Raw genomic sequence first — 9,893 nt, 5'->3', positions numbered from 1 at the left:
GCCAGATGAACGAGGACGACACCTCCAGGATGCTCTCGTTCCTAAGCGAGATCGACTACAGGAGGACTACCGAACCCCTGCGGGCCGACCTCATACTCATAAACACATGCACCATAAGGGATAAAGCCGAGCAGAAGGTCTACAGTACTCTCGGGAGACTCAAGGCGATCAAGAGGGACAGGCCGGGGCTCGTTATAGGCGTAAGCGGATGTGTGGCCCAGCAAAAGGGTGACTCGCTCTTGAAGAGGATCCCCCACCTTGACATGGTGGTGGGCACCCATAACATCCACAGGCTCCCGCTCCTCCTTAAAGAGGCGTCCTCCGGGAGGAGAGTAGCCGCAACGGAGCTCTCCGATACCATAGACGGGGAAGAGTACCGCAGGTCAAAAGAAGCCGGGGTAAAGACCTTCGTTAACATCATGCGGGGGTGCAATAACTACTGCTCCTACTGTATAGTCCCCTACGTAAGGGGAAGGGAGGTCAGCAGGGCCGCCCGGGAGATTATCACGGACGTGAGGGGCCTCGCGGCGGGAGGGACCAAAGAGGTAACCCTCGTAGGGCAGAACGTAAACTCCTACGGCGGCGAGGATGAGATATCCTTCCCGGAGCTCCTCAGAAGGGTCGCCGGGGTCGACGGCATCGAGAGGGTGCGGTTTGTAACCTCGCACCCGAAGGACATATCCGAAGAACTTATCGCCCTTTTCGGCGAGGAGCCGAAGCTTGCAAGGAGCGTCCATCTGCCGGTACAGTCAGGCTCCGACAGGGTGCTCGAGAGGATGAGGAGGGGGTATACGGCCCGGGACTACCTCGGAAAGGTTTTACTCCTCAAAAAACTATATCCGGGGATATCCATAACCACCGATATAATCGTGGGCTTCCCGGGCGAGACGGACGAAGAGTTCCAGGCAACGATGGAGATATTGGGGGAGGTGGAGTTCGACGGTGTGTTCTCGTTCAAGTACTCCCCGAGACCCGGCACCATGGCGGCCACGTTCGAAGACCATGTGGATGAAAAGATAAAGGTCCGGAGGCTCGACATCCTCCAGTCCACCCAGAAGGAGATAAGCGCAAGGAAGAACGCGGAGATGGTAGGGAGGCTAAAGGCGGTGCTGGTCGAAGGGGTGAGCAAGGGTTCCGCCGAAGAGCTTACCGGGAGGACCGAGTGTAACAGGGTGGTGAACTTCCCGGCGGATGCGGACATTATCGGGGAGATGGCTCGTGTGCTTATAACGGACGCCTACGCGAACTCCCTTCGGGGTGTCTCCCAGGAAAGGAGTCTTCTATGTTCTTGAAAATGACGGTGTCCGGCCTTACCATAGACCCCTTTACCAACGCCCCTGTAGTTATCCTCAAGGATACCGACGATAAGAACTCGCTCCCCATATGGATAGGTTTGCTGGAGGCAAGCGCCATAGCGGCGGAGCTTGAAAAAATACAGTTCTCCCGGCCCATGACCCACGACCTCCTGAAGGACGTACTCGGGCGCATGGACGTAACCGTCGAAAAGATAGAGGTGAACGACATAAAGGATAACGTCTACTACGCCACCATACACATAAACGTAAACAACACCTCTCACGAGATAGACGCGAGGCCCAGCGACGCCATCGCGTTGGCGCTGCGCACGAGATCTCCTATCTACGTCTCTACGGAGGTAATCGATAAGTCCAACAAGATGGAGCTTGACGACGCCGACGGCAAAAAACGTATCGATTCGAAAAAGTGGAGCGAACTCCTGGATGAACTCTCGCCGGAATCCTTCGGCAAGTATAAGATGTAGCAGGGCCCGCCCGTTCCCGCGGCCGTTCCCTCCCGAGCGGCTTACTCTATGGGTACTAAAAACGAAAGGACTCTCTTGACCTTTGAGCAAGACGGCAAAACCAGCTAAAAAAACCTCGCCCGCCGCTAAAACCATGGAGGAGCTAAAGAGCCGTTTCCACGATGCCTTCTTCATGAACGAATACGGGAGGCTCGAGGCCATACGCTCGGAAAGGTACGGGAACCAGTTCTCGGTAATCCTGACCCATATCGACGCCTTTCAGGACAGGAAACAGGTCCCCGACAAGAAAAAGTTCCTGGACTTCCTGAAAGAGGTGGTCACGACCATCCAGCAGGTGGTGAGGGACTGCGACGTGGTGGGCATGCTCGAAGACAGACGGATCATAACCGTCCTCCCCCATACGGATTACTTCGGCGCGTTGATCACCATACGGAAGCTTACAAAGGCCGTCACCAAACTTAAGATGGCGGATGGGCACGCCGCCCCGGTCATATTCGCCCAGGCCACATACCCCAAAGACGCAAACGGCTACGGGGAACTCGTCGGTGTGGCGAGCAAGAAAATATCGGAAAGGAAAGATTCCCTCTGGGAAAAACTCTCCCTCAAGGATAAGATCTTCTGGGAAATAACGGCGTCCGTCCTCGGCAAGGGGCATGAAGGCAAGGGCTATAGCAACTTCGATATCGGCCAGGGCCAGGACATCCCACGCCCCTTTATGGATGTGATCGGCGATATGGTAATAAAGGAGATAACCAGAGTCCCGGACAAAAGGGGCATACTCTACATCGGAACGAAGAGCCTGGAACTGGACCGTCATATGAAAAAACTACTCGACTCCGCGGGCACTACCGCCACGAAGATATTCGTTGTCGGCGAGGACGTGGGGGGCAAGTTCGAGACAAAGGGCGCGACCCCCATAGCCCTGTCGGACCACCGCCTCGGCGAAGTCACCTTCACCTTCTTCCTGAACGAGGACCTCGCCTATGCGTTCCTCTGCAAGGAGAGCTGGGGTGATACGTTCACGTGTTTTCAGACTTCCGACCCGTACTTTGTCGACGGCCTGCTGGCCAAGTTCCAGAAAGACTACTCGCTTCAGGAGCAGCTCTGATGGCGGAAAACAACAAAATACTGCTCGCCCTTAAAGACCCCGAAGAGGCCGCCGAGATCTCGGAGTATCTGAAGGCAAAGGGCTGCGAACTCACGGACGCGGCCGACGGCGCCAAGGCCATCGAGATGTCGCTTAAGGAACCGCCGCTGCTTATAGTCATCGACGTTGACCTTCCGGTAATAAGCGGGGACCGGGTTTTCCAGATACTTACCAACAACCCACACACCGCCAAGGTGCCGTTCGTCTTCCTCTCCGACAGCGTTGCCTACGTAAAGGCCTTCCGGGTCGGCAAGGACATCTTCCTCACAAGGCCCTTCAACGTCGAGGAGTTGTTCGGAAGGATAAAACAGACGCTCCTTTCCACCGGCAAGGAGGAAAAAGAGGCCGACACGGGGGAGATGCGCGGAAGCCTCGCCCACATGTCGCTCGTGGACCTCCTGCAGGTACTGCACTTCAACAAAAAGGAAGGCGAACTCAAGGCAACCTCGGGGAAGATCTCGGGGACGGTCTACATAAAAGACGGTCAGATATACAACGTCCTCCTGGGCGAGGCGGAGAAGGAAAAGGCGCTGTTTCGCCTCCTGTCATGGAAGGAGGGCACCTTTGAGTTCCTGCCGGAACCGATAAGCGTCCCCCAGAGGATGCAGTCCTCGACCGGGAACCTCCTGATGGAGGGGATGCGGCAGCTTGACGAGTTCGAAAAATCAAAGCACCTCTTCCCAGACGTGGACTCGACCCTTAAGCCCAAGGTCGACACCACCACGCTGCCCAAGGGCCTTAAGCCCATAATATACGAGGTCCTCTTCCTCCTGGACTTCCACTCGAAGGTCGGGGACCTGTCGGACCACTGCTCGTTCCCAGACTACGAGATATACAAAACCCTTACGAGCCTCATAAACAGGGGCATACTCGAAGTGGAGGAAGCGTCCGAGGAGACGGGGGCGCTGGAGGAGGAAGAGAAGGAGTTCATCTCCTCCACCCAGGCCGTACTGATAAAGGAGAAGGTGGTAAACAGGTGGCCCGAGATGTTAAGCGTCAACTTCGGAAAGATATTCCTCGTCCCATCGTCGGTCGGGTCGGCGATGGAGTTAATCCACGCCTGCAAACGCCTTCCGGGCTTTTCCCTGAGCCGCGCCATATCCTCTTCAAAGGCCTCCGAGGAGGTCCCGCTCGGGGAAATAGGGGCCCTGAAACTCTACGGCGGGATGGAGGTGGTCTTCTTCGTCGTCCCCACGGTGAAGCATATGCTCCCTCTCTTGAGCGCCTTCTCCACGAACCTCATAGGGCTCATGCTCCTGTGCTCCGAGGAAGATACGGATTACCTGCCCGAGCTCGCCGACACAAAGAACGAGATCCTCCGCAAAAGACGCGTGCCGGCGGTCCATATCTTCTCGGGCTCCGGTAAGCCGGAAGGCAAGGTGGCGGACTCTTTCAAAAAGGCCTTCTCCCTCGAGTCGGACGAGCCGCTTTTCACGTTCAACCCCGCCTCGGCCGACGACAGCATATTCAAAATACTCCAGGCCCTATTCCAGCGCCTCATAAAAGAGGACTATGTCTCCACCATGGCCGCTCCGGTATGATGGACTTCCATACCCATACCCTCCTGAGCGACGGGGCGCTCCTGCCCTCCGAGCTATTGAGGAGGGCCGCCGTAATGGGATACCGGGCGCTCGCCATAACAGACCACGTTGACGGCTCCAACCTCGAACAGGTGCTCGCTCAGGTCCACGGCTTCCTCAAATCAATCGACCGGGAGGGGGGGGGAGGGGGAGGAGAACCGACCGTGCTCCCCGGCGTGGAACTCACCCACATACCACCGGACCGTATAGGGACTGCGGTCGAGGCCGCGCGCGGGCTCGGGGCCGGGGTGGTCCTCTGCCACGGCGAGACCGTGGTGGAACCCGTGGCGCCGGGCACCAACATGGCCGCTATAAAGGCCGGGGTGGATATCCTCGCACACCCGGGGCTGGTAACGGCCGAGGAGTGCATTGCCGCGGCCGAGAACTCCGTCCTCTTCGAGATTACGGCAAGGTCGGGCCACTGCCTTACTAACGGACACGTCGCGGCCATGGCAAAGAAGTACGGGGTAGGGCTTGTTATAAACACCGACGCCCACGGACCGGGCGACCTGATAACAGAGGATACGGCGCTCAGGATAGTCTTGGGGGCCGGGCTTACAAAATCCGACTATGGGAAAATCAATGATAACTCCGAGGCATTACTCAATAGGGCCCTGGCTTAAGACCATCTCGATAGCGGGCTTGATAGCCCTTGGCGGCTGCGGCTGGTTTAAGAGAACCCCCGTAGCCGAGGTGGAAGTGGCGCCGGCGGCGGGGACACCGGACCTCACGTGGGGTACCTACCTGCACGACGAATACCGTACGAACTCCACGACCGAGGCGATCAAAGTGCCGCTTAAGTCCCTCTGGAAGAAGAGGCTGTCCCCCTTGAGGATACGTTCCCTTGAGGAGACCTCCTCCCCTGTAATCTCCGACGGCGTTGTGTTCGTGGGCAGCACCACGGGAACTCTTTACGCCCTTGACCTCGATAGGGGCAAAACACTTTGGGAGTTCAAGGCCGACTTCCCGGTGGAGGCCACGGCCACCGTTGCCGGGGGGATGGTCTGCTTCGGCTCGAGCGGGGGGATATTCCGCTGCCTCAACAGGGAGAGCGGCGCCGAGATCTGGCACTTCAACTCACGCTCGGAAATACTGTCGGCGCCGCTAATCGCGGACGGCCGCCTGCACTTCTCCTCTTCAGACAACAGACTCTACACGCTCTCGGCGGAGACGGGGGAAAAGCTCTGGAGCTACAGCCGCCCCGTACCGGGGCTTGTATCCACGAGACTCTTTAACGCCCCGACCCTTTCCAGGGAAAAACAAAAAATCTACAACGTTTTCTCCGACGGATATCTGGTCTGCCTTAACGCCGAAACCGGCAAGGAACTCTGGAAGAGAAGGATACTCCGGCAGACCCCCCCCTCCCAACGCGCCCGCCGCACGCCCGCGGTCAGGGGAGGCCTGGTCTATGTAATAGACGACGTAGGAGGGCTTCTCATGCTCGATGAAGATACCGGAGAGCTAATGGGCAAGTTCGGGGCGATAAAGGCCGTCGACTTCGCCGTGTCCGGAAAGGTGGTTTACGTGGCCGGCATGGACAGCCTGCTCGCGCTTAACCGGACGATGGGAAAAGTCCTCTGGACGAGGGAGCTCACCAGGGGAGTGCCTTCCTCCGTAGTACTCACGGCCACCCACCTCTTTATCTTCTCGAACAAAGAGTCCATCCCGTTCAACATGCCCACGCTTGCCAATACAAGCGGCCACGTAGAGGCCTACACGCTCCGCAAGGGCTCCCCGGTCTGGTACAAGAGACTCTCCTCCACCGTCTATACTAACGCCGCCGCAGCGGCCAACCGCATAGTCATCCTGACTTCGAAAGGCACGCTCCAGGTTCTCGGTACGGACCCTTCCCCCTGAAGCCATGGGTGAAAGGCTCAACATTGCCTTCATATGGCACATGCACCAACCGCTATACAGACACCCCTTCACGGGCGAATACCTGCTCCCCTGGGTGCTCCTGCACGGTACAAAGGACTACTACGACATGGTCTCCATCCTCGAAGAGTTCCCCGACATACACCAGACGTTCAACCTCGTCCCCTCCTTGATAGAGCAGATCGAGGAGTACGGCTCGGGCGAGGCCAGGGACAAGTACAGGAGCCTCACCCTTAAGCCGGCGTCGGAACTTACCGGGGAAGATAAAAAGTTCCTTCTCTTTCACTTCTTTCAGGCGAACCGGGACAACATGATACGCCCGCTTCCCGGGTACTGGGAGCTTCTTTCGAAAAGGGGCTTTTCCGGAGAACCGGACGAGGTCGGGGAGGCCGCCAGGTTCTTTACCGAAGAGGAGTTCCGCGACCTCCAGCTTCTCTTCAACCTCGCATGGATAGACCCGTGGATACGCGAAGCCGACCCGCTCCTCATGCGGCTCGTGGAAAAGGAGCGCGGTTATACGGAAGAAGACAAGCGCTCGCTCCTCTCCAAACAGATAGAGATAATAAACCGCATCATCCCGAAGTACGCCGAGATGAGCGAGAAGGGAGTCGTCGAGCTTACGACCTCCCCCTACTACCACCCCATAATGCCGCTCCTCTGCGATAGTTTCTCCGCCAGGGAGGCCGTCCCCGACATAGCGCTCCCAAAAGAACGCTTCTCGAACCCCGCCGATGCGGCGGCCCAGCTAAGGAGAGGGATAGAGCTTCATACCAGGACCTTCGGCAGGAGGCCGACTGGCATATGGCCCCCGGAGGGCTCGGTCAGCATGGGAATGCTGCCGCTCCTCGAAGAAGAGAGGATCGGATGGTTCGCGACCGACGAGGACATACTGGCACGCTCTCTTGGAAGGCAAATTCTGAGGGACAGTGACGGAGCCGCAAAGGAAATGTTCCTCTACAGGCCTTACTCCGTCCGGACGGGCGGAGAGGGCACCCCCATTACCGTCCTCTTCAGGGACAGGGTGCTCTCGGACCTCATAGGGTTCGAGTACTCGCGGTGGGAACCGGAGGCCGCGGCAGCGGACTTCATAAAGAGGCTTACGGGGATCTACGACTCGCTCGAAAAACCCGGCGAGCACATAGTAAGTATCATCCTTGACGGCGAGAACGCGTGGGAGAGTTACAGGAACGACGGGAGAGATTTTCTCCGCGCTATGTACTCCGCCCTTACCGGCCATCCGGCGCTCCGCTGCGTCAGGGTGGACGAGTTCCTATCGGAAACCGAATCGAGGGAAGAGCTGCCGGGGCTTTTCTCGGGCTCCTGGATAAACCATAACTTCCGGGTATGGATAGGACACCCCGAGGACAACACGGCCTGGGACTATATAGCCGGGGCCAGGGAGGCCCTTGTAAAGGCTTCGGGCTCGGCCGGGTCCGACCCCGGGGCGCTCAAGATGGTTGAAGCCGCCCGGGACGAGCTCCATGCGGCCGAGGGCAGCGACTGGTTCTGGTGGTACGGGGACGAGCACGCCTCCATGAGCGACGGCGAGTTCGACGCCCTTTTCAGGGCGCACCTCACAAAGCTCTACGACCTTATCAAGGTCGAGCCCCCGACCTATCTCGACGTCCCGATAATATCCGCCGAGAGGGGTTTCAGGCCCGCCAGGCTCCCCACCGCCTTCATAGAGCCGGTCTTCGACGGAGAGGTAACCAACTACTACGAGTGGCTGGCCGCGGGCAGGCTCGAAAGGACATACGTAAGCGGCGCCATGCACAGGGGACCGGCCCCCGCCGTGGAAGGGGATAGAAAAGCCGGGCTCATCCACTGCGTATCCTACGGCTTCAACCTGGAGACCCTCTTCTTCCGGTTCGACTACTTGAAGGAGCTTACCCCGTATGAGCGGGAGTGGAGCTTTACGATAAACTTCCTCCACCCGAACCTTTTGAGGCTCAACGTACGGGTCGAGGGAAAAGAGGCGCGGGGTACGCTCTATACGCGCGGCACAGAAGAAGATGATACGTGGTCCGAACTCGGCGCGCTGGACCTGCTCGCCGCAGGTGACGTGGTGGAGCTCGGCATACCCTTCAAGGACCTCGGCGCCGCACCGGAGGGGGGGGAGGGGGGTGGAGAACTAAAGCTCTTTATAAATGTGGAGGGCGGAGTTGGTGGAGAGGGTGGGCTTGAAAGGTGGCCCGCAAAGGGTTTTCTCGTCGTAGACGTGCCGACCGAAGAGTTCGAAAGATATAACTGGATGGTTTAACTAGCCCATATAACTACCTGATATTACTATATTTATACCATGAAAAATGTCACTCCAGTCATGAGGCAATACCTCGACATCAAGTCCGGCTGCAAGGACGCGGTCCTCTTCTTCAGGATGGGGGACTTCTATGAGATGTTCTTCGAGGACGCGAAGCTCGCCTCCCGTGCCCTGGGCATAGCCCTTACCACCAGGGACAAGGAGCGGGATATCCCCATGTGCGGCGTACCCTACCACGCCGCCGGCGGCTACATAACGAAGCTCGTCAGGAAGGGGCACAAGGTGGCCATCTGCGAACAGATGGAGCAGCCGGGGCAGGGAAAGGGCCCTGTGGAACGGGCCGTAACCAGGATAGTAACCCCGGGGGTGGCGCTCGAAGACGAACTCCTGGAGTCCGGGAGCAATAACTTCATAGGGGCGGCATGCAGGGGCACGAGCGGCTCGGGCTTCGCCTATATGGACGTCTCCACCGGAGAGTTCAGGATCACGGACGTAAAGGACGGCGACTCTCTCACAGACGAGATAGCAAGGATAAACCCCTCCGAGCTCGTCCTGCAGGAATCGACCGATACCGCGGGGTTGCCCGTCCGAAACGTCACCTTCCTCGCCGCCTACGACTTCAAGCACGACGTCTCGCTCGAACGTCTTACCGCGCAGTTCGGGGTCGCCTCGCTCGACGGCTTCGGCTGCTCCGACCTTGTGGAGGGCACCAGGGCCGCCGGCGCGCTCCTCCACTACGTAAGAGATACCCAGAAGGCCGACCTCGGCCACCTGCGGCGCTGCACCCCCTACTACCCGGGCGACTATCTCGTAATGGACCACGCCACCAGAAGGAACCTCGAAATTACGGAAAACATGCGGAGCGGGGACCGGACCGATACCCTGCTCTCGCTCCTTGACCGTACCCGGACCGCGATGGGGGGGAGGAGGCTCAGGGAGTGGCTTACCTACCCGCTCGTTGATGAAGGCGAAATAAGAACGCGGCTGGACGGCGTCGAAGAGTTCGTGGAGTCGAGGGAGGTATCTCTCGAACTCGAAGAGCTCTTAAGTGGGGTTCACGACCTCGAAAGGCTTATAGGCCGGGTTTCACTCGGGATCGCCTCGCCGAGGGACCTCGTCTCGCTTAAGGAGTCGCTTAAGAAGGTGCCGGAGCTTAAGCAAGCCCTCGGCGGGTTCCGCGCTCCGATTACCGCGGCCGCGGCCGCCTCCCTGGACGGGGTGCCGGAGGCGGTCGAGCTCATAGAGGGTTCC

The 9,893-nt window shown here is 58.6% G+C and carries 8 protein-coding genes; all 8 read left to right on the top strand.

Translation table 11 applies throughout. From position 1 onward, the window contains the following. Positions 1–1,292: tRNA (N6-isopentenyl adenosine(37)-C2)-methylthiotransferase MiaB (gene miaB / locus V3W31_08635; protein ID MEE9614995.1), on the top strand; the 1,292-nt coding region annotated here is incomplete at its 5' end. Further along, positions 1,283–1,780: a bifunctional nuclease family protein gene (locus V3W31_08630; protein MEE9614994.1), complete on the top strand. Its 498-nt coding sequence runs from the start codon at positions 1,283–1,285 to the stop codon at positions 1,778–1,780. The genes miaB and V3W31_08630, both read left to right, overlap by 10 nt. Positions 1,781–1,862: 82 nt before the next feature. Further along, on the top strand, positions 1,863–2,888 hold the full coding sequence (locus V3W31_08625) for a hypothetical protein (GenBank protein ID MEE9614993.1): 1,026 nt from the start codon (positions 1,863–1,865) through the stop codon (positions 2,886–2,888). Continuing rightward, the gene (locus V3W31_08620) at positions 2,888–4,468 is read left to right on the top strand and encodes a DUF4388 domain-containing protein (protein ID MEE9614992.1); all 1,581 of its coding nucleotides are present in this window, start codon (positions 2,888–2,890) and stop codon (positions 4,466–4,468) included. The genes V3W31_08625 and V3W31_08620 overlap by 1 nt, the downstream gene beginning before the upstream one ends. After that, positions 4,465–5,130 carry a histidinol phosphate phosphatase domain-containing protein gene (locus V3W31_08615; protein MEE9614991.1) on the top strand — a complete coding sequence of 222 codons (666 nt, stop codon included), beginning with the start codon at positions 4,465–4,467 and terminating at the stop codon, positions 5,128–5,130. The genes V3W31_08620 and V3W31_08615 overlap by 4 nt, the downstream gene beginning before the upstream one ends. Further along, on the top strand, positions 5,090–6,364 hold the full coding sequence (locus V3W31_08610) for a PQQ-binding-like beta-propeller repeat protein (GenBank protein ID MEE9614990.1): 1,275 nt from the start codon (positions 5,090–5,092) through the stop codon (positions 6,362–6,364). The genes V3W31_08615 and V3W31_08610 overlap by 41 nt, the downstream gene beginning before the upstream one ends. Before the next feature lie 4 nt (positions 6,365–6,368). Then, complete coding sequence (locus V3W31_08605; protein ID MEE9614989.1) at positions 6,369–8,642, top strand: glycoside hydrolase family 57 protein; 2,274 nt, start codon at positions 6,369–6,371, stop codon at positions 8,640–8,642. Positions 8,643–8,702: 60 nt separating this feature from the next. Next, positions 8,703–9,893: DNA mismatch repair protein MutS (locus V3W31_08600; protein ID MEE9614988.1), on the top strand; the 1,191-nt coding region annotated here is incomplete at its 3' end.

The sequence above is a fragment of the Thermodesulfobacteriota bacterium genome, assembly GCA_036482575.1.
GTDB lineage: Bacteria > Desulfobacterota > GWC2-55-46 > GWC2-55-46 > JAUVFY01 > JAZGJJ01.
This window is presented reverse-complemented; position numbering and strand designations above follow the sequence as displayed.